The organism is [Flexibacter] sp. ATCC 35103 (genome assembly GCF_001975985.1).
Taxonomy (GTDB): domain Bacteria; phylum Bacteroidota; class Bacteroidia; order Flavobacteriales; family Flavobacteriaceae; genus Flavobacterium.
Genome location: NZ_MTQF01000012.1, coordinates 176,274 through 197,512 on the forward strand (window position 1 = coordinate 176,274; position 21,239 = coordinate 197,512).

At 32.9% G+C, this 21,239-nt stretch carries 21 protein-coding genes and 1 tRNA gene; 8 read left to right on the plus strand and 14 right to left on the minus strand.

All coding sequences use genetic code 11. The features are described 5' to 3' along the window. Nucleotide 1: 1 nt before the first annotated feature. The gene (locus BXU01_RS21500) at nucleotides 2–757 is read left to right on the plus strand and encodes an SGNH/GDSL hydrolase family protein (RefSeq protein ID WP_083695381.1); all 756 of its coding nucleotides are present in this window, start codon (nucleotides 2–4) and stop codon (nucleotides 755–757) included. Between the two features lie 20 nt (nucleotides 758–777). On the opposite strand, the gene BXU01_RS21505 is transcribed toward BXU01_RS21500, so the two are convergent. From BXU01_RS21505 to BXU01_RS21535, 6 genes are all read right to left on the minus strand, one after another. Next, a complete protein-coding gene (locus tag BXU01_RS21505) occupies nucleotides 778–1,815 on the minus strand; it encodes a hypothetical protein (protein ID WP_083695384.1) in 1,038 nt (345 codons plus the stop codon). Next, the gene (locus tag BXU01_RS21510) at nucleotides 1,793–3,421 is read right to left on the minus strand and encodes an NAD(P)/FAD-dependent oxidoreductase (protein WP_083695386.1); all 1,629 of its coding nucleotides are present in this window, start codon (nucleotides 3,419–3,421) and stop codon (nucleotides 1,793–1,795) included. Before BXU01_RS21510 ends, BXU01_RS21505 begins: the two co-directional genes overlap by 23 nt. Further along, nucleotides 3,396–4,916 (minus strand): polyamine aminopropyltransferase, encoded by a 1,521-nt coding sequence (locus BXU01_RS21515; protein ID WP_083695389.1) that lies wholly within the window; start codon nucleotides 4,914–4,916, stop codon nucleotides 3,396–3,398. Before BXU01_RS21515 ends, BXU01_RS21510 begins: the two co-directional genes overlap by 26 nt. Beyond that, the gene (locus BXU01_RS21520) at nucleotides 4,909–5,124 is read right to left on the minus strand and encodes a DUF350 domain-containing protein (RefSeq protein ID WP_055097443.1); all 216 of its coding nucleotides are present in this window, start codon (nucleotides 5,122–5,124) and stop codon (nucleotides 4,909–4,911) included. The genes BXU01_RS21515 and BXU01_RS21520 overlap by 8 nt, the downstream gene beginning before the upstream one ends. Before the next feature lie 196 nt (nucleotides 5,125–5,320). Next, nucleotides 5,321–6,550 (minus strand): DUF4178 domain-containing protein, encoded by a 1,230-nt coding sequence (locus BXU01_RS21530; protein ID WP_083695395.1) that lies wholly within the window; start codon nucleotides 6,548–6,550, stop codon nucleotides 5,321–5,323. A 3-nt stretch (nucleotides 6,551–6,553) separates the two neighbouring features. Further along, nucleotides 6,554–6,916: an S-adenosylmethionine decarboxylase family protein gene (locus BXU01_RS21535; RefSeq protein WP_083695398.1), complete on the minus strand. Its 363-nt coding sequence runs from the start codon at nucleotides 6,914–6,916 to the stop codon at nucleotides 6,554–6,556. Between the two features lie 191 nt (nucleotides 6,917–7,107). Here BXU01_RS21535 and BXU01_RS21540 point away from each other — a divergent pair, with 191 nt between their 5' ends. The 3 genes from BXU01_RS21540 (at nucleotide 7,108) to BXU01_RS21550 (ending at nucleotide 9,547) form a co-directional block, all read left to right on the plus strand. After that, nucleotides 7,108–7,932 (plus strand): helix-turn-helix domain-containing protein, encoded by an 825-nt coding sequence (locus tag BXU01_RS21540; RefSeq protein WP_083695413.1) that lies wholly within the window; start codon nucleotides 7,108–7,110, stop codon nucleotides 7,930–7,932. 69 nt (nucleotides 7,933–8,001) lie between these two features. Beyond that, on the plus strand, nucleotides 8,002–8,961 hold the full coding sequence (locus BXU01_RS21545) for a nitrilase family protein (protein WP_083695415.1): 960 nt from the start codon (nucleotides 8,002–8,004) through the stop codon (nucleotides 8,959–8,961). Between the two features lie 79 nt (nucleotides 8,962–9,040). Then, nucleotides 9,041–9,547, plus strand: coding sequence for a GNAT family N-acetyltransferase (locus BXU01_RS21550; protein ID WP_083695418.1), 507 nt, complete (start codon nucleotides 9,041–9,043; stop codon nucleotides 9,545–9,547). Nucleotides 9,548–9,594: 47 nt separating this feature from the next. Here BXU01_RS21550 and BXU01_RS21555 read toward each other — a convergent pair whose 3' ends face one another. Then, a complete protein-coding gene (locus BXU01_RS21555; protein WP_123774137.1) occupies nucleotides 9,595–11,085 on the minus strand; it encodes a serine hydrolase in 1,491 nt (496 codons plus the stop codon). A 393-nt stretch (nucleotides 11,086–11,478) separates the two neighbouring features. On the opposite strand from BXU01_RS21555, the gene BXU01_RS21560 reads away from it, so the two are divergent. Together BXU01_RS21560 and BXU01_RS21565 are read left to right on the plus strand one after the other, a co-directional pair. Then, entirely contained in the window at nucleotides 11,479–12,774 is a 1,296-nt protein-coding gene (locus tag BXU01_RS21560; protein ID WP_083695420.1) for an ATP-binding protein, read from the plus strand. Between the two features lie 79 nt (nucleotides 12,775–12,853). Beyond that, nucleotides 12,854–13,237: a helix-turn-helix transcriptional regulator gene (locus BXU01_RS21565; protein ID WP_083695423.1), complete on the plus strand. Its 384-nt coding sequence runs from the start codon at nucleotides 12,854–12,856 to the stop codon at nucleotides 13,235–13,237. Nucleotides 13,238–13,646: 409 nt separating this feature from the next. On the opposite strand, the gene BXU01_RS21570 is transcribed toward BXU01_RS21565, so the two are convergent. Together BXU01_RS21570 and BXU01_RS21575 are read right to left on the minus strand one after the other, a co-directional pair. Beyond that, a tRNA-Ser gene (locus BXU01_RS21570) sits at nucleotides 13,647–13,733 on the minus strand. Between the two features lie 60 nt (nucleotides 13,734–13,793). Continuing rightward, nucleotides 13,794–14,666: a LysR substrate-binding domain-containing protein gene (locus BXU01_RS21575; RefSeq protein ID WP_056244321.1), complete on the minus strand. Its 873-nt coding sequence runs from the start codon at nucleotides 14,664–14,666 to the stop codon at nucleotides 13,794–13,796. A 92-nt stretch (nucleotides 14,667–14,758) separates the two neighbouring features. On the opposite strand from BXU01_RS21575, the gene BXU01_RS21580 reads away from it, so the two are divergent. Next, nucleotides 14,759–15,991 carry an MFS transporter gene (locus BXU01_RS21580; RefSeq protein ID WP_083695425.1) on the plus strand — a complete coding sequence of 411 codons (1,233 nt, stop codon included), beginning with the start codon at nucleotides 14,759–14,761 and terminating at the stop codon, nucleotides 15,989–15,991. A 160-nt stretch (nucleotides 15,992–16,151) separates the two neighbouring features. Here BXU01_RS21580 and BXU01_RS21585 read toward each other — a convergent pair whose 3' ends face one another. The 5 genes from BXU01_RS21585 to BXU01_RS21605 all read right to left on the minus strand — a co-directional run bounded on the left by BXU01_RS21585 (nucleotide 16,152) and on the right by BXU01_RS21605 (nucleotide 20,702). Further along, complete coding sequence (locus BXU01_RS21585) at nucleotides 16,152–17,183, minus strand: asparaginase (RefSeq protein ID WP_083695428.1); 1,032 nt, start codon at nucleotides 17,181–17,183, stop codon at nucleotides 16,152–16,154. After that, complete coding sequence (locus tag BXU01_RS21590) at nucleotides 17,173–18,309, minus strand: 1-acyl-sn-glycerol-3-phosphate acyltransferase (RefSeq protein ID WP_055097460.1); 1,137 nt, start codon at nucleotides 18,307–18,309, stop codon at nucleotides 17,173–17,175. The genes BXU01_RS21585 and BXU01_RS21590 overlap by 11 nt, the downstream gene beginning before the upstream one ends. A 60-nt stretch (nucleotides 18,310–18,369) precedes the next feature. Continuing rightward, the gene (locus BXU01_RS21595) at nucleotides 18,370–19,149 is read right to left on the minus strand and encodes a TatD family hydrolase (protein WP_083695431.1); all 780 of its coding nucleotides are present in this window, start codon (nucleotides 19,147–19,149) and stop codon (nucleotides 18,370–18,372) included. A gap of 243 nt (nucleotides 19,150–19,392) precedes the next feature. Further along, nucleotides 19,393–20,115, minus strand: coding sequence for a tol-pal system YbgF family protein (locus tag BXU01_RS21600; RefSeq protein WP_083695434.1), 723 nt, complete (start codon nucleotides 20,113–20,115; stop codon nucleotides 19,393–19,395). 2 nt (nucleotides 20,116–20,117) lie between these two features. Next, nucleotides 20,118–20,702, minus strand: coding sequence for an RNA polymerase sigma factor (locus tag BXU01_RS21605; protein ID WP_083695496.1), 585 nt, complete (start codon nucleotides 20,700–20,702; stop codon nucleotides 20,118–20,120). A gap of 128 nt (nucleotides 20,703–20,830) precedes the next feature. Between BXU01_RS21605 and BXU01_RS21610 the strand changes: the two genes are divergently transcribed. After that, on the plus strand, nucleotides 20,831–21,136 hold the full coding sequence (locus BXU01_RS21610; RefSeq protein WP_083695437.1) for a hypothetical protein: 306 nt from the start codon (nucleotides 20,831–20,833) through the stop codon (nucleotides 21,134–21,136). Nucleotides 21,137–21,239 lie beyond the last annotated feature (103 nt).

Consider the following 21,239-nt stretch of genomic DNA (forward strand, 5'->3'; position numbering starts at 1 on the left):
TATGAAACCCCATTTCAAACAAATAGTTATTGTTATCCTTTCTATCTTTCTTTTAAGCTGCAGTTCTGACGAAACAAAGTCAGAAACCGCCATAATACCTCCCACAACACAAGTACCAAATGATCCTTTGCCTTTACCTGCCACAGTAAATTATTTGGCATTAGGAGACAGCTATACTATAGGCGAAAGTGTTTGTGAAACCTGCCGTTATCCGGAACAGTTAAAATCTAGCCTAAAAGCCATATATCCGCAAAGTAACTTTTCTTTAAAAATAATTGCTAAAACAGGCTGGACAACAACTAACTTAATTTCAGCAATAAACAACCAAAACCCGGATTCTAATTATGATTTAGTGACGCTCTTAATTGGTGTTAACAATCAATATCAGGGCAGGGATTTTTCTATTTATGAAAAAGAATTTCCGGCATTGGTCACAAAAGCAATTATGCTTGCCAAGGGAGACAAACGAAATGTTCTTATTATTTCGATTCCTGATTATGCTTATACCACATTTGGAACAACACAAATGCAAGGTCAGGGCATGAGAATTTCTAATGAAATAAATGAGTATAACTCTTTTGCAGAGCATTATTGCACAACAAATGGAGTTCCTTTTGTTTCAATTACTGACATTACCAGAAAAGGTCTTGAAAAACCAAACTTAGTCGCTGCAGATGGTTTACATCCTTCGGCGGCCGCTTATACTTTATTTATTGAACGTATTTTGCCTAAAGTGAAAATGATTTTACAGGATTAAGACCAATAAAGACTTGCCTTTTAAGCAATTTTAGTTAAGCCTTTATTAGATTTCCAAATGAATCCGTCGAGTAAATAATGAGTAAATTGAGGAACACTTAATAAAGGCACTACTAAAAATTGCCAGGAAGAGAAATCAAATATTCTCAATGAAATATTTTCGTTCCAAACTAAAATTTCCCATAAAAACTCTTCTGTAAAAGCAATTACCAATAAAATCAATACATATATAAAGATTACATTATACTTTTTTAAGTCTTTAAAAACTCCCGGAATTTTGTTTGGCTTATTCTCGATTTCCCTAAAATAAACCAAAGCCATATACGGAATTCCGTGGGATACTACATTTAGCAAAGTGAAAATGAGATCATTATTAAAATAGACAATTCCAAAATACCATGAAAGTGCGGTTCCCAGAATAATCGCATTTTTAGGAATATTAAAAAACTTATTTCTGATACTTTTATAAACAGTATAGATTACATAAATCAACAGGATAATCACGTAGATCCAAAATAGTATTTTCAGTAAAAATGCATTCTGAAAGCGAAAAAATTCATTTTCGACAAACCAGTTGAATTTTCTTTGAGAAGAAAAAAACCAATATAACATTGGGTAAACTGTTGCAGCATAAATAGCAAGATTATCTACCACAACTAAAAGTCTTGTTTTCTCTTCGTTTCTGGCGTACAATCGCATAAAACCATATTGCTGCCTGATAAAATGAAAAACAGCAACATAGGCAAGAAAGGACCAGAAAACCAAACTGCCAAAAGAGAAAAGAATAATCCCGATTGCAAAACAAATTGCGGGCAATAATAGCAATCTCTTTTTATTTTTTCTAAATTCATCTGCCACAAAATAGGTTTTGAACAAGGTTGCATAAACATGTGCAACATCAATAAAAACGATTAGAAAAAGCCAGGTATAGAATGAATATTTATTTTCAATTTCAGTAATATAATCCTGAAACAAAAATATAATCATCAATACAAAGAATGATGGACCAATTATGAATACAAAATCTGTTTTGGCTTTATGAATCCAGGGTTGTTTCATCTAAAATTTTGTTTACTATATTGATTCCGTGATGAAAAGCTTCTTCAAAAATGGATATTCCTGATAAATCAGTATGTGCAAAATAGATCTTATTCTCAATACTTTTTGAAGCGTCCCTTTTTGCTTCTCCAAAAATAAATCCGGGCGCAGGACTCACCATTCCGTGTCCTAATAAAAAAACCTCCATTTCTTCTGTACAATCTTCAATATCAGGATGCGCAATTTTCAAATCATCAAAAACAAATTGTTTCCAATATTCTTGATTTTTTTTATACAATTCTTTTCGTGATTTTCTTAAATCTGACGAAGAGAAACTATGATAATAGGTTATTACTTTTTTTGTCTGGACCTGATTTAAAGATTGGTGCTGATCATAAACATAACCCAAACCTTTTGCCTCATGAATAACATTATCCCAGGAAAGCGGGAAACTAAAATTATCTGCTAAATCAGTCACGGTTAAGCTCGCCAAAAGCCACGGCGTATAATGAAACTCTTTTGTAAATTCTTTGCGATCTTTTATTAAATACTGATTTACAAACTGAGGAGTCGCCATAATTACTGTGTTGGCAATAATTTCTACCGAAATCTTTCTGATATCATCAAATGCTTTAACAACGACCTTATTGTTTTCGATTTTTACCTCATAAACCAAATGATTTTTCAAGGTTTTCTGGTTCGTATATTTTTTTAGATGAGAGGCTAGTCTGGCGTTTCCTTCCGGCCAGGTCAAAACACTGTCTTTTTTATCTAAAGAAGCGTCTTGTTTTCGTCCGGCAAAATAATGAATTCCAGCCCAGGCAGAAACATACTCTATTCCAAGTCCGAAATCGTCTTTACAGCAATAATCTATATAATTAAATAATGGTTTGGCTTTGAAATTGTTGGTTTCAAACCATTCTTTCATTGTCATTTTATCTAAACTTCTGGTCGCAACATCTTCTGACGAAAGCTGCAGCGGAATATCAAATAAATACTTTCCGTCATTTCCTTTTCCTTCGCGAAATGCATCCATTAATTTAAAAAAGTGCTGAAAATCGAGATCCTGGCTTACTGAATTTCCTTCTTTTGGAACCACACCTTCTTGCCAGTTGTTTTTATAAAATAAGCGTTCATCTGGTGCAAAAGATAATTGCAATTCATCAAATACAGGAAATCCTTTTGTATCATATCCTAGAATGATTTTCTCTTCTTCAAGAAATTGTAATAATTCTTTATCTTTAAAATTAGGCAAAGGCAAATAATGGGCTCCAAGCGGATATTTAGAATATTTATTTTCTCCATTTGATGAGTTCCCGCCTAAATGTCCTTCTAATTCAATTAAAAGAAAATCAGAAATTCCTTTTTTATTAAATTGTCTCGCAGCACTTAAGCCCGAAATTCCGCCACCTACAATCAGGTACGGAATATGAATTTGAGATGTTGGTTTTGGAAAATCTTTTATCCATAACCGATGTCCCAAAAGATGATTGGTTCCGGACAAACGAAGTAACAGGTGCATAATTTTATCTGAACAAAATTGCAGAAACGGAATCAGCAATAAAGAAGCTCCAATTCCTTTTACAAAACTGCGTCTTGATTTACTGTAATTTTCCCCATTCTTCATCAAAATAGCGTACTAAAATTTGGTTGTCTAATCGATTGATCTCAATTTCATTTGAAATCATATCATTGGTGAAATAATTAAATCTGTCAAACTGATAATTGTAGAATTTTAATCCGTCAGCTTTTCTGTTTACCGTATTAAATGTAGTTCCAAAACCATTGATGGCGATGGTATAACCCCATTCTCCAAACGAAGGAACGTACGCATGATAGGCATCGGCCTGAGGAAAAACCTGCATGACTGTTTTATTAATACACCAAAATGATTTTGGGGCAAAATAAGGCGACGTTGTCTGGATAACAACTGCGGCATCTGGTTGTAGAATCGTTTTTATGGTTTGATAAAAATTCAGTGAATACAACTTTCCTAAACTATAATTTGATGGATCCGGAAAATCGATAATCGCGACGTCAAACTTTTCTTTGCAGCTTTTTGCCCAAATGTAGGCATCGGTATTTATAACGGTAACTTTAGGGTTGTTTAGCGATCCTTTATTAAAATCTGTTAGTACTTTATTGGTTTTAAACAATTTTGTCATTCCCTGATCCAGATCGACTAACGTAACTTTCTGAACGTCTTTGTATTTTAAAATTTCACGTACGGCCAAACCATCTCCTCCGCCCAAAACCAAAACATGTTTTACATTTTTAGCGATCGACATTACAGGATGCACCAAAGCTTCGTGATAACGATATTCATCTGCAGAACTAAATTGCAGGTTATTGTTTAAATACAGTCTGTAATCACTCTTATTATGCGTTAAAACAATTCTTTGATAAGGAGTTGAATTGGTATAAATGATGTTTTCGCCGTAAAGTTTTCCTTCTGAATATGCTAAAATAGTATCTGAAAATATAAAGACGCTTAACAAGATGACAAACGAAAAAATGGCTTTTGCTTTTAAAAAGTAGCTGTTTTTTAATTCTCGTTTTAAAAGGAAACACAACGCAATGGCAATGCTCACGTTTATCATACCAAAGAATAATGAAGTACCCATTATTCCTAATTTTGGAACCAGAATTAAAGGAAAAAGTATCGACGCTAATAAAGCACCAATATAATCGAAGGTAAATACATTTGAAACCAAATCCCTGAACTCGACTTTATCTTTCAGGATATTCATTAATAGCGGGATTTCTAGTCCAACGAGAAATCCGGTTATAAAAACCAGCAAATACAAGATGAACTGAAAGTACTCGACACTTTCGAACAATAAAAATAAAATGACAGAACTCAAACCACCAATTAATCCCACTAATATCTCGATTTCTACAAAAGTATTCAGGAGGTTTTTATGGAAAAACTTGGAGAAAAAAGAGCCAATACCCATTGAAAACAGGTAAACACCAATAATAAACGAAAATTGTTTGACTGAATCTCCTAATAAATAGCTGGCTAAAGTACCTGCAACAAGTTCATAAACAAGTCCGCAGGTTGCAATAATAAATACAGCAAACAGTAGTAAAAATTCAAATCTAAGAAATTTTTTACCCATGAATTGCGGCACTAATAATCATTGAGATCCCAATGATAAATGCTGCTAAAACAATAGCAACAGCAATATTATTTTTCTCGACAACTTCTTTCCAGGTATTTTCCGGAGTCATTTTTTCGATAATGAAATAAGCTACTAACAGGATAACAAACCCTAAAAGAGAATAAATGATCGAATTTACGATGGGCTGATAATGTATTAAATCCATACTTTATAAATTTATTTATGATAAAAATGATTCACTGAACTTCGACTTCCCGAAGTACTATATTTTTCTGTGGTTTCGCAATCGCAAATTCTGTTTCCGGAATAAGCAAAATACAAATAGGATGCAAAGCAAAATAGTCCTATTGCTAGTGCGGCCAGATTATTCTTTAAAAAATCTAAAATACTTTTCATAATTGCTATTCGCTGTATGGGGAGTAATCACTATTTGCCCATCTGGTTTTTTCAAAATTAATTTTAAAATATCGTATCACAACATATACAACGATCATAAATATAGCAATAATCCATACGTTTCGATTCGAAGGTTCGTTCCAGATTACTTTAATCTTCATTGCAGTATTTTTTGTGTCTTCGGGTGCTTTTAGCGGTTTTATCAAAAGATGGTATTTTCCTTCTTTGACACCGCAAATATTAAATTTTTCAGACCAGTTTCCTTCCGTCCAGCTTTCGCCATCTTCATAGCCGTGATAATATTCAATATCTTTATTAGCATGAATTTCGTCATTACTTGTTTCATTTACCAGGGCAACATCTACATTCGCCCATGAATTGTCAACATCTGTAGAAACATGAATTGTCATTGGGGCTGAACCTCCTTTTAAAACAAAGGATTCACCAGTAAATTCCCTATCGTTAAAATCACTAAAAGCAATCGCTTTATTAAACACAACCTGTTCTGCCTGATCTTTATAAATATACCAGTTTGTCGAAATAATCATTAAAAGAAAAATGCAGAAAATAATGGCCGTATTATTTACATCAAAATAATAAGGCTGCGCAATATTTACTCCAGTTTGATACGGCAAATGAGCCTTTTGGAATGCTTTTTTAATCTTTGATTTGCTAATATATTCTCCTAAAAAAGCTGTTTCGACACCGTTCATTTTTTCGATAGAAATCATCAAAGGGGGCTGAATATACTCAGTTAGATGAACTTTTTTTGAGGGCAACTCAAAATCAAAATACCCTTGTGCGTTATCTATTTCTGTATCAGAATATTCATAAAGATAAAATGAACTACTGTTATATGTTATAGATTTGGGATGTGTTCTTACATCAAACTTTTCTTCCATTTCGGTTAAAAATATCCAATGTCCGTCTGATTCAGAAAGGTAGACAAAATCACCGGCATCATTCTTCAGGATATATTCTGCCCAATGATAACCTCCTTTCACTTTTTTGGTAATAGCACCAGTAACCAGATATTCTATTCCTTCAAAAATGCCTTTATCCCCAATTTTAAGAGTAAAATCGTTTACGACTTCCGGCTTAAATTTAGATCTTAAACGAAGTCCTTCGCTATCTTCTATATATAAACTATGGCAGTTTGGACAAACAAAACTCTTGACTTCAAAACCAACTTCTAATTCGGTAACAGTATCACAATTGTAACAAGGAACTTTCATATACTAACGGTTAATTTCAAAATCTTTTATAATTGTTCCTTCAAAATAAGCAATATAATGGGCCATAACATCTCTAACTTTTTGCGAATTATCTTGTTGATAATTGCACAAATAAACATCAAGAGTAAGTTGATTATATTCTGGCCAGGTATGTATACAAATATGGGATTCTTTCAGGCAAAACGAAATTGTAAAGCTGTTATTATCAAAATCATGCACAATAACACCCACTTTTTCAAGATTATATGTTTCTAAAATCGAATTTGTAACAGCCACAAAACCCTGACTATTAGTTAGTTTTTGAGTTTCATCGACATGTAAAGTAACCAGTTTATGTAAGCCTGGAGAATAAGGGAGTAAATCCATTCAGATATTTATATACGGGTCAAATATATAATATTTTTTAGATAATTTTAACAAGAGTGTTTTTCTTTGGTTATAGATTTTCGAAAGAAAAATATCTGCAAAAAACGTAAAATAGTAATCCGGAAAAATATCCTTAATTTTGTAAAAAGTAGATTCTTCAAGATTCAATTGCGAAAAAAACGACTACAGTCATGCAGGTTTCACCTCAAAAAGAATTAGCCCCTTATATAAAACATTATCTTTTTTTAGATAATGCTACAACTGCTATTCAAAAACTTCGGTTGTTTTCTGATGGTAATACTGGTGTTGTTTTTTCTTTGAAAAGTAAACTTATTTCCGGTCTAAATAAGTATGAAGCAAAGGAGTATTTGCCTGCTTCTTTTTTATATGGACAGCTAAATGGTTTTAAAGATATCTATTCTGATAATGAAATTACTTTGATAATTGTTGTTTTTCAACCCAATGGAATACATCAATTATTAGGCATTCCTGCCAATGAATTTCAGGATGCTATTATTCCGGTTGAAGATGTATTTGGTCAAAAAATTGCTGTTCTTCAGGAAAAATTGTCGGAACAAAATAATCAATCAAGAGTGACGCTATTAAATCAGTTTTTCAGGAATCAAATTATAACTAAACCAGTTTCAAATCAGTTTATCATCAACAATTCTTTAGATTTTATTATTGCTAATAAAGGAGATTTCTCTATTAAGCAATTAGTAAATTACACCGGTTATACAGAAAGACATCTGGAAAGAAAATTCAAGGAATGCATTGGATTAAACCCAAAGAAATTTGGTAACATTATAAGACTGCATCACTTTCTAAAACTACTAAAAGATAAATCTGAAGACATCAACCTAACAACAATTTGTTACGATGCGGGATTTTCTGATCAGTCTCATTTGATAAAAGAGTTTAGAAAACATACCGGAATCACTCCAAAAGAATATTTGTTTAGTGCTGGAAAACTAACCAATAACCTCATCAAAACTTCTCCTGTCACTATAATCTAAAATGTCGGTTTTATACAATTTATAGAATTTCACGAACGCTACTTTTGACTCAAATTAATAGTGTTTAATATGAAAAATCTAAAAATAGCCACAGCTCAGTTCGAGAATAAAAGTGGTGATAAAAATTATAACTTATCGGTAATCGAAAAACTTGCTGCAAAAGCGGCTAACGAAGGCTGCGATGTGATTTCCTTTCACGAATGTTCGATAACCGGTTATACTTTTGCAAGACATTTATCGAAAGAACAAATGCTGGATTTAGCAGAAATTATCCCAACTGGGGAAAGCATTCTTAAACTTACCCAAATTGCTAAGAACAATAATATTGTAATCTTAGCGGGATTGTTCGAAAAAGATGAAAATGATCATTTATTCAAGGCATATGTTTGTGTTGATAAAAATGGTCTGATAGCGAAATACAGAAAACTGCATCCCTTTATAAATCCTTATTTAACTGCCGGAGATCGTTATTGTATTTTTGAAATCGAAGGCTGGAAATGCGGAATCTTAATTTGCTATGACAATAATATTATCGAAAATGTGCGTGCGACAAAACTTTTAGGCGCTGACATTATTTTTATGCCTCACGTTACAATGTGCACGCCTTCTACCCGACCTGGAGCTGGTTTTGTTGCTCCTGAGCTTTGGGAAAACCGTGAAGCTGATCCTACTTCTTTGCGATTGGAATTTGACGGAATGAAAGGTCGCGACTGGTTAATGAAATGGTTGCCGGCACGAGCTTATGACAATGCCATTTATACTGTGTTTTCGAACCCAATTGGTATGGATGACGATCAGCTAAAAAATGGCTGTTCTATGATTATTGATCCTTTTGGAGATGTCTTGGCGGAATGTCGCTCTTTTGATGACTCTTTTGCAAGTGCAACACTTACTCCTGAAAAATGCGTTCAGGCTGGAGGAAGTCGCTACATAAAAGCTAGAAGACCAGAATTATATAGAAATATTATTGGTCAGAATCACGAATCGGAGCAGAATGTGGTTTGGCTGGATCCTGATAAAAAAAGTTAAAACGAAACTTTTTACGGTCTTTACGCCCATGAAAATCTACCTTTGCAGGATTCATTAATCATCAGAATAAACCCTAATAATGGAATTTTTTAAAACTACAAATGAAGATATCGATGCTGTTTTTGACATTTATAACGAAGCTACATCGTATCAAAAAACGGTCAATAATAAAAGCTGGAGAGGTTTTGAAAGAGCTCTGATAGAAAATGAAATCGCAGAAAATCGCCATTTTATAATCAAAGAAGGAAATGAAGTTGCCTGTACATTTGTACTTACTTTTAATGATTTGATTATCTGGAAAGAAGCTGCTCAGGATGCGGCTGTATATTTGCATCGTATTGCAACAAACCCAAAATTCAGAGGACAATCATATGTCAAAAAAATCATTGACTGGACAAAAGAATACGCCAAAGAAAACGGCAAAGAATATATTAGACTTGACACACATAGCGGAAACGAAAGAATAAACAAATACTACACAAGCTGTGGTTTTGAATACAAAGGCATAAGCACCATCGAATGGACAAGCGAATTACCGGAGCATTATAAAGAAGGTTCTTTTAGTTTGTTTGAGATTAAGCTTTAAATTTAGATTAGACCTAACAGGTTTTAAAAACCTGTTAGGTCTGTATTTTATATACTTGCCAGCTTCTTTGCTTGTTCCTGAGCATTTGTATTTTTTGGATTTAATTCAAATGCTTTTTTATAATTTTTTATAGCTTCTTTTTTGTATCCTAAACCTGCCAGTGTTTCTGCATAACTATCATATGTATTTGAGCTTTGTCGATAAAGATCTACATTGAGTTTAAAAATTTTCAAGGCCTCGTTCTGCTTTCCTTCAGCCAGTAATTTATATCCAAAATCATTCAAATCATTTTCACTTAGCGTAAAGGCTGAATCATTCTTTTTTAGAGTTTCTGCAATTTTAAATGCATTGTTATACTTCTGGGTTATTAATTGTTTTCTTAACTTTTTTACAGAAGGCGATAATCCAAAACCATTTGACTCTTTCATATCAGAAATATAATAACCTGCGATTTCATCAATAAACCACTCCGGATTTGCTCCCTGAAGATTTGTTAGCACAACGATAGAAATATCATCTTTTGGATAAACGAAAAATGCAGATCTCATTCCGCCAATTGGTCCCACGGCAGGATGTTCTTCTCTGGTAACGGTTGGCCAGCCAATTGCATATCCGTTTACCAGTTTATTAAATCCGCCTACACGCCCGTTGTTTCTAAGAGCCGGTTGCCAAAGCAAATCTAAACTTGATTTTTGTTTTAATAATTTACCATTTTGCAAGGCAATAATCCATTGGGCAATTTCTCCTGATGTAGAAATTATTCCTGTACACGTTCTAAAATATTCCGGGAATTTAGCATAACTACTTCTTACTTCATTAGTTGTAGCCCAGCGTCCGTTAATAATATCCTGAGTTGTATAAGCTCCTGCTGAATTTAGAATAATATCATTCGAATCTCCAAAACGCGTTTGTTTCATCCCGACTACTTTAAACTGGCGATCTTCAATAAATTTAGTAAAATGCATTCCGCTTAACTTATTTATAATTCTGCCAATGATAACATAACCAGTCTGATTGTAACGAAAACGATCTCCGGTATTAAATTCCATTGGTAATGTTTTAACCTTTTCCCAGGAATCTTTTTCAGTATCGGCTAATAAATTTTCTCTTTCATCAATAATGTTTGGAAGTCCGGAAATGTTGGCAAATAATTGTTTGATCGTTAATCCTTTCCACGCAGATGGCAAGTCATCCAGATATTTTGAAACAGGATCATTGATATTTAATTTTCCTTCTTCCTGAAGCTGCATTACTGCAACACCTACAAATGCTTTTGTGCAGGAATTAATAGAGAACATGCTTTCGTTTACAGCACTAACCGAATTTTCTATATTGGCAAATCCGTAGCTTTTTTGTTTAATTATTTTTCCATGTTGAACAACTGCAATTTGAAGTGCAGGTATATGTAGCTTCTCCATTTTATCTTTTAGAAAAAGATCTATACTATCTGTAAATTGTTGGTTTTGTGAATTAGCCGAAGTACCGATTAAATTAAAAAGAAAGAATATTGCCAGAGATTTAGAAAAATTTATTTTCATGATTGTGATTGATATGATTATTTGATTGATGATTGATTACTTGTCAAATCCTTTATACAAACTTGGCCATTTTTGTAAACCGAATAATTCAGACATTTTAAATCAAGACGATCATAAAATGAAAATGCTACATACTTTTTGAAAATATTTTTAAAATTGAACTCCACTAAATCAAATAATCTTAGAAAAAATCAATTGTGGCGCCAATTATTATTAAAAATAAGCAACCGTATAAATAATTCACTCAAGTTTAAAACATAAGAAAAAACCTATTTTTAAAAAAGTATGTTTTGTGTAAAACTGCTACTTCGTAAATTATTATTTCACTTATTATTTTTAAAGGAAAGACTTTAAATTCAGTTAGATTATATTTGGAAAAATGCACCCGATAACATGAGTAAAAAAAAATTTACTTTACCTGATACTGATACTCTTCCAGAACATAATAACAAAAATCATAAGGATGAATTATGGCTTGTTAACAAAAGACTTGCACTGCAAATAGAAGATCGAAAAAAACGTGCTGCTGAACTGGTTATTGCCAATAAAGAACTAGCGTATCAAAATCAGGAAAAAGAAAAACGTGCTGCTGAACTTGTTATTGCCAATACTGAACTGGCGTATCAAAATCAGGAAAAAGAAAAACGCGCTGCTGAACTTGTTATAGCAAATACCGAACTTACTTATCAAAACAAGGAAAAAGAAAAACGTGCCGCTGAACTTGTCATAGCAAATGCCGAACTTACTTATCAGAACAATGAAAAAGAAAATCGCGCTGCTGAACTTGCAATTGCGAATAAAGAACTGACTTTCCAGAACAATGAAAAAGAAAAACGTGCGGCAGAACTCGTGATCGCAAATAAAGAATTAGCTTACCAAAACAAGGAAAAAGAGAATCGCGCCGCTGAACTTGTTATAGCAAATGCCGAACTTACTTATCAGAACAATGAAAAAGAAAAACGTGCTGCCGAATTAATTCTTGCGAATAACGAACTTCAGGCATTTACCTATATATCCAGTCATCATCTTCAGGAACCTTTAAGGAAAATTCAGGTTTTCTCTAATCGAATTACTACAGATGAGCATCAAAATTTAACTGATAAAGGCAAACATTATTTTGAACGTATCGAAGTTGCAGCTTTTCATATGCAGGCACTGATAAATGATTTATTGAATTATTCGCGCACAAATGTAACCGAGATGAAATTTGAGAATATTAAACTTAATGATATCATTGATAAAGTACTGGAAGATTTAAAAGAAGAGATAACAGACAAAAAAGCTATTATTGAAATATCAGGAAATTGTACTGCCTTTATAATTCCATCACAGTTTCACCAATTAATATGTAATTTGATAAGCAACTCCCTGAAGTTTTCGACAACAGAAAAAACACCTCATATTACGATAGAAAGCATTTATACGAAGCCAAAAACAAAGAAAAACCAATCGTTTACTAATTATTGTCATATTACAATAAATGATAATGGGATAGGATTTGAACCTCAGTTTGAAACGCGGGTATTTGAAATGTTTCAGCAGCTAAATAATAAAACAGAATATAAAGGCACAGGAATTGGTCTTGCCATAGCAAAAAAAATTATAGAAAACCATAACGGAATCATTACAGCAACAGGCAAACCAGGTCTTGGAGCTAAATTTGACATTTATATTCCAGTTGTAAAATAATGAAAACCGTATCTTACAAAAACTAGCCTGTTTTTTACTTAAATCTGTTTTTCTCTAAAATTTTAAATATCTTTGAGGTATGAGCGCAACAACAAAACCATATCATATAGGGCGAAAAATAAGCCGTATTCGTGAACTTAAAGACATGAAACAAGAAGCACTTGCACAAGCTTTAGGTATATCTCAGCAATCTGTTTCTGCTATAGAAAACAGCGAAAACCTGGAAGAAGAAAAACTTAAAGAAATCGCAAAAGCACTTGGAGTTTCTGTTGAAGCAATTAAAAACTTTTCAGAAGAAAGCATCATTAATTATTTTAATAATATTTATGATAATGGAGTTTTTAATACTGGTAATTATTGCAATTTTAATCCTTTAGACAAAGTTGTGGAACTTTACGAACGTTTAGTTCAGGCTGAAAAGGACAAAAACGAATATTTAGAGAAATTATTAAAAGAGAAATAGATTCTTTTTAATTTATATAAAAGCAAAAAACCGCAACTTCATTCAAAACGAAATTGCGGTTTTTTATTTTGGAGAGGATACCTACATTTGCTCTTGATTATAAAATTTACTTCATTCGCAATTCATAATTATCCTCAATATCTTTAACTTCTTCTTCCGTTAAGACTGAAAATTCTTTTTCAACGGCTCTTTTCGAAAGTTTTCCGTCGTTTTGCTCCAGAAAACGAATTAAAATATAGATACTTTAATATTGATAAAAAACAAACGCCATTAAGAAAAAATATACGCGAATTGACGTTTTATATTAAAAACAAACGCTATATCGATTAAAGAAACTTTGAAGCATGATAACATCCAGAAATAAAAAACCCTGAAAAAATTTCAGGGTTTAAGTTTTTTTTTTATTTTGCAGAGAGGATGGGATTCGAACCCACGATACAGTTACCCATATACTAGCTTTCCAGGCTAGCTCCTTCAACCACTCGGACACCTCTCTAAATTGGTCTGCAAAGAACACAAAAAAAAATGAGTTAGAAAAACAAAATCCAACATTAGTTTACATACTTTTTCTAAATTCTTCCATAAACAGTTTTACAGCCTTTTTTTGATACGCTCCTTCGATCGTTAACATGAATGATTCTCTTTGTGTTGGAACTCCTGTAATGGCGATTGCTTTAAGATTATCCCAGCCTTTTAGGGCTTTCTCAGTTACAATTGTAACCCACTCACTTTCTTCTACCAATTGCAAAAGTGCATGAACGGCATTTAATTCTATCGAAACTTTTGGCTTCATATTATTTTTTAAAAACAACTCATCGAGAAATTCTCTCGAACTAAATCCTCTTACAGGTAAAATAAGCGGATAATCTCCTATTTTTCTAAACGAAATTTTATCTAAAACAGCTAACGGATGTGTTTTTGCAACCGCCATAACGAGATTCGAAGTAAATAATGGTATTTTCTGGATGGTTTGTTTTATCTCTTTAGACGAAATTACCAAAACCAGGTCTAATTCGTTATTCAGTAATTTATTTTCAAGAGGTTCAGTTGATCCATATTCTACGACGATTTTTAAATTAGGATATGTTTTTGCAAATAAATTGACAATTGGTAAAACCAAAAGTCCAAAAATATAAGTAACACCAATTCTCAATTCCCCGCCAATCATTTCATTCAAATCATCTATGGCCTGTTTGCCGCTTTGTACGTTTTCGATTACTTGCTTGGCATGAATCAGGAAAACAGATCCTGCCTCAGTAAGCTGAACTTTTTTACCAATGCGTATAAACAAAGGCATTCCCAGCTCTTCCTCGAGTTTTTTTATTTGTTGCGACAATCCGGATTGGGTTACAAAACACAACTCGGCAGCTTTTGTAAAATGAAGAACCTCAGCCGTTTTTATAAAATACTCTAATTGATAAATTTCCATATCGATAAGTTTTAATACTTATTATCAGTAAAATTATTAATTTTTCTAATGAAATCATAATTCCGAACTTTGTAAAACAAAAATCAGACATCATGTTTAAAGCGCTAAAATCAAAAAACTTCAAGTTGTTCTTTTACGGACAATCTGTTTCGGTAATAGGAACCTGGCTTCAAAAAACTGCCGTAAGTTGGATGGTCTACAGTGTTACAGGTTCAGTTTTCTTGTTAGGATTAGCTACTTTTTTAAGTATGATTCCGTCTTTATTTCTGGCACCTTTAGCCGGAAGTATAATTGGCCGCTACGACAGACACCGCGCCATGATTGTATTACAGTCTTTGGCAATGCTTCAGGCGGGAGCTTTGGCTTTATTGATTTATCTAAAAATATACAATATCAACTTTATTATGGCGCTGAGTTTAATTCAGGGAATTATCAATTCGTTTGATATGACTTGCAGACAAACTATGATGATCGAAATTGTAGATAATAAAGAAGATTTGCCAAATGCAGTGGCGCTAAACTCAACTCTAAATAATTTTGCCAGAATTGCAGGTCCTGCTTTAGCCGGAATCATTTTGCACAATTATGGTGAAGACATTTGTTTTATTGGTAATTTCCTGAGCTACATTCCTGTTTTGGTTTCTTTATTGATGATGAAAATCACACCACATATTAAAGCTACTGATAAAATGAAAATGCTGAATGATTTTATCGAAGGTTTAGACTATGTAAAAAAGGAAACCGAAATGGCAAAAATGCTCTTGATGTTAATGTGCAGCAGTTTATTCGTGATTTCTTTTAATACTTTGATGCCTGTTTTTGCTAAAGATATTTTTAGCGGGAATGCACAGACTTTTAGTTGGTTCGAAAGTGCTGCCGGAATTGGTTCTATTGTATCGGCAATTTATCTGGCCAATCTTAAACGGGCAGATAATATGGGTAAAATAATGATAGCGGCGAGTTTATTATTGGGTTTCAGCATCATTATTCTCGCCTATTCAAATAGTTTATCTGTTGCGCTTATTTGTATGGCATTGAGCGGAGTTGGTATGATGGCGCAAACTTCTTCTATAAACATTTACATTCAGACCCAAAGTACTGTAAGCATGCGTTCCAGAAGTATTAGTTATTATTTAATGGCATATCAGGGAATGATTCCTGTGGGAAGTTTGATTATTGGTTATGTCTCACACATAATAGGAACCAGGAATACGGTTGCAATTCAGGGAATTATATGTATCGTTTCGGTAATTGTATATGTATATTATAAAAACCGCAGTTCTGAAGAAGAATTGGAAAGCTGTGCAGTTCGTTATAAAGATTAATTTTCTTCACCATATAAATGATGTGAGAAATTATAAGTCAAAACATAAAGAAACCTAAACTAAAATTCTAATTCGTACATAAACACAAACTATATCAATTTCACTTAAACTAAAATGAACTTATATCGCTTATATGGTGAAAAAGTTTTTATGATAAAAACTACAACGAAATTTCACCACGCAAAGCAGTTTCGAAAATCGTTTTAAATTCAGATTGAGGAATATTAGCACCTAACAAATACATTAATTTTGTAATTGCAGCTTCTGTAGTAATATCTTTTCCTGAGATAACACCAAGTGATTTTAAGGCTGTACTGGTTTCATATTGTCCCATATTTACACTTCCGCCGGAACATTGTGTTACATTAACGATGTGTAAACCGGATTGAATCGATTTCTGAATCAAATTCAAAAACCAATCTTCGGTTGGGGCATTTCCTGAGCCGTATGTTTCAAGGACAATTCCTTTTAAATCTTTTATGGCAAGAATCGAAGACAAAACGACTTCGCTCATTCCCGGGAACATTTTTATAATCGCTACATGATTGTCTAAGTTTTTGTGTACAATCAAATTAGCGTTTTCTTTTACAGGAAGAAATAAATGTGAGTTTAATTTTAAGTGAACACCAGATTCTACCAATTCAGGATAATTTGGTGCAGTAAATGCTTTAAAATGTTCTGCATTTACTTTTGAAGTTCTATTTCCGCGGTACAATTTATACTCGAAATACAAACAAACTTCGTTGATAACCGGCTTTCCGTTTTCCTGCAAAGAGGCAATCTGAATCGCTGTGATGAGGTTTTCTTTAGCATCTGTACGAAGATCCCCAATTGGCAATTGAGAGCCTGTAAACACAACAGGTTTTGCCAAATTCTCCAGCATAAAACTCAATGCCGAAGCAGAATATGACATGGTATCAGAACCATGAAGTACTACAAAACCATCATAAGCAATGTAATTTTCTTCTATGATTTCGGCAATTTTTGTCCATTCTCCAGGATTCATATTCGATGAATCGATTGGGTTTTCAAATGAAACTGTTTCAATCTCACAATCTAATTGCTTGATTTCAGGGATTTTTTGCAATAATTTTCCAAAGTTGAACGCTTTGAGTGCGCCTGTCTCAAAATCTTTACTCATACCGATAGTTCCTCCGGTATAAATCAGCAATATTTTAGCTTTAGATGACATCTTGGTATTTTAATTTATTGACTACAGGATTTGCATACATGGCTAAAAATCCTTGTCTTGTAACTGGATTATCACTTCCGATACGCATTTCTAAACGACGCTCAAAAAGAGATTTCTCACTTTCTTTATATAAATGAGAGAATTTATCTGTTTCGTTTAAGATGTCGTAAGCAATAAAATTAGTTGGCCATAATTGATAATTCTTTAAAATCGAATCATCTATTACTTGTGCCAAAGCCTGAATTTGTTTGTTTGCGTTGTCATTTTCAGCCACAATTTGATCAATTTCAGTATCCAGAACATCTCCAACAGAAATGTGAATTCTTTTTTTAGTTCCCATGATACCACTTAAAATGGTCATGAAATCTTCATTTTTTTCTTTAATATAAACTTCATTGTTTGCTTCTGCCATTAATTGCGGCATTTTCAAAACATCTGTAGGATCGTATTCGTATGAAATAGAAACCGGAACAATCTTTAATTTCTTAAAATAATCCATTAAGTTGGCTTCATCAGAACCCATCCCGATCATTTTTAAAACTCCCGGATTTGTTTCGTCATTTCCGTCTTTTGTACGTCCTTCTCTTTGAGCAATCCAAACCGAACGATTTTCGCGAAGCAATAATTGCCCCATATATTCGGCTAATAACTTAGAACTCTGCAGCATTTCTCTTGGCGTTAATCCTCTAAGAACCAAAAAGTTTCTATTAAGTTTTGCCAATGTATTTAAAAATGCTTTTTTAACCAAATTATCTCCAATTGCCGATGCTGTCATGACCAAACCATGTTCAAAAAGGCAAACGTTTAATAAGGTTGTATCTAAAAGAATATCTCTGTGGTTAGAGATAAATAAATATGATTCATTTTTCTCCAGTTTTTCGAATCCTGAAGTTGTTAATCCTTCAGAGCTTTTCTCTAAAACTTTTTGAATTGTATTATAAATAAAGTTGCATTGAAAATCACGAATAGAATGTGTTTTCTTCAATTGATCTTTCCAAACTTGATCTTCTAATTCTGGAAAAGTAAAATTCATCATGGCTTTCATCATCGGATGATTAACTACACCATGAAGTGCTTCATTTATTTCTGAATCATAAAAAGGTCGAATGGCATCAAATTTCTGCATTAATATCAATTTTAGTGGGCAAAAGAACAAAAAAAAATTTAAAGTATGTTACATAATGGGTTAAATCCCGAAAACGTCTTTAGAATTTTGAGTTGTTCTCTGTGCTATTTCTTCTTCAGAAACGTCATATATATCCGCTAATTTGCTAATAACATTTATCAAATAGCTGCTTTCATTGCGTTTCCCTCTATACGGAATTGGTGCTAAATAGGGAGAATCTGTCTCTAAAACAATGTGTTTTAAATCGATTTGATTTAAAAACTGATCGATTTTTCCGTTTTTAAATGTTACTACTCCTCCAATTCCCAACTTCATATTGTAAGATATCGCCTGAAGTGCTTGTTCATATGTTCCGGAAAAACAATGAAAAATACCAAATAAATCATCGGATTTCTCTTCTTCGAGAACTTCAAAAATTTCATCAAACGCTTCACGGCAATGAATTACAATGGGTAATTTATATTGTTTTGCCAACTGAATTTGCCTCTTAAAAGCTATCTGTTGCTCTTTCAGGTGTGTTTTATCCCAATATAAATCGATTCCAATCTCACCAACGGCATAAAACTTTCTTTTTACCAGTTCGGTTTCTACATGCTTTAATTCGTCTTCATAATTATCTTTGACATAAGTGGGATGCAAACCCATCATCAGGAATACATAATCAGGATAATTTTGCTCTAAATCGTACATCGATTGTGTTGCAGCTGCATCAATTGCAGGAATAAAAAAACGTGTTACTCCGGCATTTATAGCTCTTTGCATCATTTCGTCACGATCCTGATCAAATTCTTCAGAATATAGGTGTGTATGTGTATCGGTAATTATGGGTGTTGAATTCAATGTTTTAATTTTTAAAGGATCAAAATTACGACAATATTAAAAACTTTCCCAATTTGAATGTGATGGCACGCAGATGATACGGATTCACTTCGTGAAAACGCGGATACAAAACGGATTTCTTTTTTCCTTCTTTGTTACATGAAATGCAAACTCATGGTAAAAGTTTATTTACAGCAAACCCGACAGGTTTTTAAAAACCTGTCGGGTGTGAATACATGTAAAAATTTTATGTTTTCATGAAATTTAATTCAGCTCATCCAGAAGTTTCTCGACATCATCGTAATTTTCATAATCCTGAGAGATGGTTTCGAGAATTTCTTTACACGCTGCGTATTTCTTTTGTTTCAGTTTAGACAAGGCAAGATTCCAGGTTGCTTTTTCTTTATAAGCAGATGTTCCTGATCTTAATTCATTAAAAATGCTTTCGGCTTTAGGATATTTACTTTCTTCGAGTAAAGCAACTCCGTAAAAATATTGAATTTCGGGTGTTTTATTTTCTTTTAAAATTTCTTCAAAAAGTGGAATTGCCGCTGCGTATTTCCCATCATTAAACGCTGTTTGTACTTCTTTTAAAGTTGCATTTGTATCGCCTCTTTCAACAAATGAAGCTGGTTCCGGATTATCATAATCGGCAAAAGTTGGATTATTATAATCAAAAAAGAATAACCCGAACAAAATAATGATCGATGCTGCTGCTGCATAAAACCAAGGTCGCATAACAACCACTTTAGCTTTATTGGTATTAAAATGTTTGTCTGAAATCGTAGTCAGGTTTGCTTTAAACGCTTCTCTTTCTTCTTCAAACTCAAATTTGTCTTTCAGGCGTAATTGTACTTCTCTGAAAGTATCAAATTCTAAAGCCAATTCATGATCGTGAGACAAATTTTGTTCAAAACTATCTTTTTCTTCAGCTGTCATTTCTCCCTGAAGATATTGATCGAATAATATATAGCGTTCTTCGTTCATGACTAATTGTTTTTTAGTGATTTAAAATTTCCGGCTTCCTGAATCCACTGCGTTAATTGCCCTACACATAACGATTTCTTTTTGCGAACATAACCGTATGTAACGTTTAGCTTTTCAGCAACCTCTTCCATTGTTTTAGTGGTAAAGCTCAGCTTTAACAACTCCTGACATTTATCTGCTAATTTTAGGAACATCGTATCAAAAAGCTGCTGTTTTTCATCAAATTCTTCTGTGTGTGTAATCAATTCTATTGCAGATTCATTCATAGATACTGCATCTTCATTAATTGTTACCCCTTTATTTGATGTTTTTTTAAGCTCGTTGAGCCATTTTCTTTTGCACAATAAAAAAAAGTAAGCGTCAAAAGGACAAGTCAATTGTAGTGTATTGGCTTTTGCCTGATTAAAAAGTAAAATCATAATTTCCTGAACTATATCCTGAGCATGTTCTTTGTCTCCTGAATTGTTCATAACGAACATCACCACTTTTGGAACGAACTTTTTATAGATCGTCTGAATGATTGCAGAGTCATTTGCAGCAAGTCCTTCAATATACATTTGATCAGGATGAATTTTACTTTTTCCCATAAAAAAACTTTTTGTAGCTAATTTAAAAAACAATTGTAAATAAATTTCACATAATAGGGTAACAATTAACATATCAAGTTGATATAACAATACAAAAATCTTTTAAAACAGTTAAAAAATTAAGAGAAATGGAAACCTATCAATTCATAACCGAAAAAAATCTCAAACAGTTTAACCAAATGATTTCTGCCAAAACCCGGAATGGTTTTGTAATTACAGAACACAATGAAAAATTGCCTTATGTGGTTTTATCTAAAGAAAAAACAGCAATCAAACATTCTTTTCATCTGTTTATTACCTGCATTACATTCGGACTTTGGTCAATTGTCTGGGTTTATTTGAGTATTACGCTTTCGCGGAAAAAAAATATTCTCCTTGCCGTAGACGAAGACGGAAATTTATTTGAAGACAAATGCCTTTCGAAAGAAAATTAAAAACCAGGGTAACATTTTATAAAACAACTTGATATAACATTATAAAACAAGCCATAAAAATAATTTCAAAAATAAGGGTAACAATATCAAACCCAAATTGATA

Coding starts and splice junctions, on each gene's coding strand:
- BXU01_RS21500 (WP_083695381.1), top strand. CDS start 2: ATGAAACCCCATTTCAAACAAATAGTTATTGTTATCCTTTCTATCTTT.
- BXU01_RS21505 (WP_083695384.1), bottom strand. CDS start 1,815: ATGAAACAACCCTGGATTCATAAAGCCAAAACAGATTTTGTATTCATA.
- BXU01_RS21510 (WP_083695386.1), bottom strand. CDS start 3,421: ATGAAGAATGGGGAAAATTACAGTAAATCAAGACGCAGTTTTGTAAAA.
- BXU01_RS21515 (WP_083695389.1), bottom strand. CDS start 4,916: ATGGGTAAAAAATTTCTTAGATTTGAATTTTTACTACTGTTTGCTGTA.
- BXU01_RS21520 (WP_055097443.1), bottom strand. CDS start 5,124: ATGGATTTAATACATTATCAGCCCATCGTAAATTCGATCATTTATTCT.
- BXU01_RS21530 (WP_083695395.1), bottom strand. CDS start 6,550: ATGAAAGTTCCTTGTTACAATTGTGATACTGTTACCGAATTAGAAGTT.
- BXU01_RS21535 (WP_083695398.1), bottom strand. CDS start 6,916: ATGGATTTACTCCCTTATTCTCCAGGCTTACATAAACTGGTTACTTTA.
- BXU01_RS21540 (WP_083695413.1), top strand. CDS start 7,108: ATGCAGGTTTCACCTCAAAAAGAATTAGCCCCTTATATAAAACATTAT.
- BXU01_RS21545 (WP_083695415.1), top strand. CDS start 8,002: ATGAAAAATCTAAAAATAGCCACAGCTCAGTTCGAGAATAAAAGTGGT.
- BXU01_RS21550 (WP_083695418.1), top strand. CDS start 9,041: ATGGAATTTTTTAAAACTACAAATGAAGATATCGATGCTGTTTTTGAC.
- BXU01_RS21555 (WP_123774137.1), bottom strand. CDS start 11,085: ATGAAAATAAATTTTTCTAAATCTCTGGCAATATTCTTTCTTTTTAAT.
- BXU01_RS21560 (WP_083695420.1), top strand. CDS start 11,479: ATGAGTAAAAAAAAATTTACTTTACCTGATACTGATACTCTTCCAGAA.
- BXU01_RS21565 (WP_083695423.1), top strand. CDS start 12,854: ATGAGCGCAACAACAAAACCATATCATATAGGGCGAAAAATAAGCCGT.
- BXU01_RS21575 (WP_056244321.1), bottom strand. CDS start 14,666: ATGGAAATTTATCAATTAGAGTATTTTATAAAAACGGCTGAGGTTCTT.
- BXU01_RS21580 (WP_083695425.1), top strand. CDS start 14,759: ATGTTTAAAGCGCTAAAATCAAAAAACTTCAAGTTGTTCTTTTACGGA.
- BXU01_RS21585 (WP_083695428.1), bottom strand. CDS start 17,183: ATGTCATCTAAAGCTAAAATATTGCTGATTTATACCGGAGGAACTATC.
- BXU01_RS21590 (WP_055097460.1), bottom strand. CDS start 18,309: ATGCAGAAATTTGATGCCATTCGACCTTTTTATGATTCAGAAATAAAT.
- BXU01_RS21600 (WP_083695434.1), bottom strand. CDS start 20,115: ATGAACGAAGAACGCTATATATTATTCGATCAATATCTTCAGGGAGAA.
- BXU01_RS21605 (WP_083695496.1), bottom strand. CDS start 20,702: ATGGGAAAAAGTAAAATTCATCCTGATCAAATGTATATTGAAGGACTT.
- BXU01_RS21610 (WP_083695437.1), top strand. CDS start 20,831: ATGGAAACCTATCAATTCATAACCGAAAAAAATCTCAAACAGTTTAAC.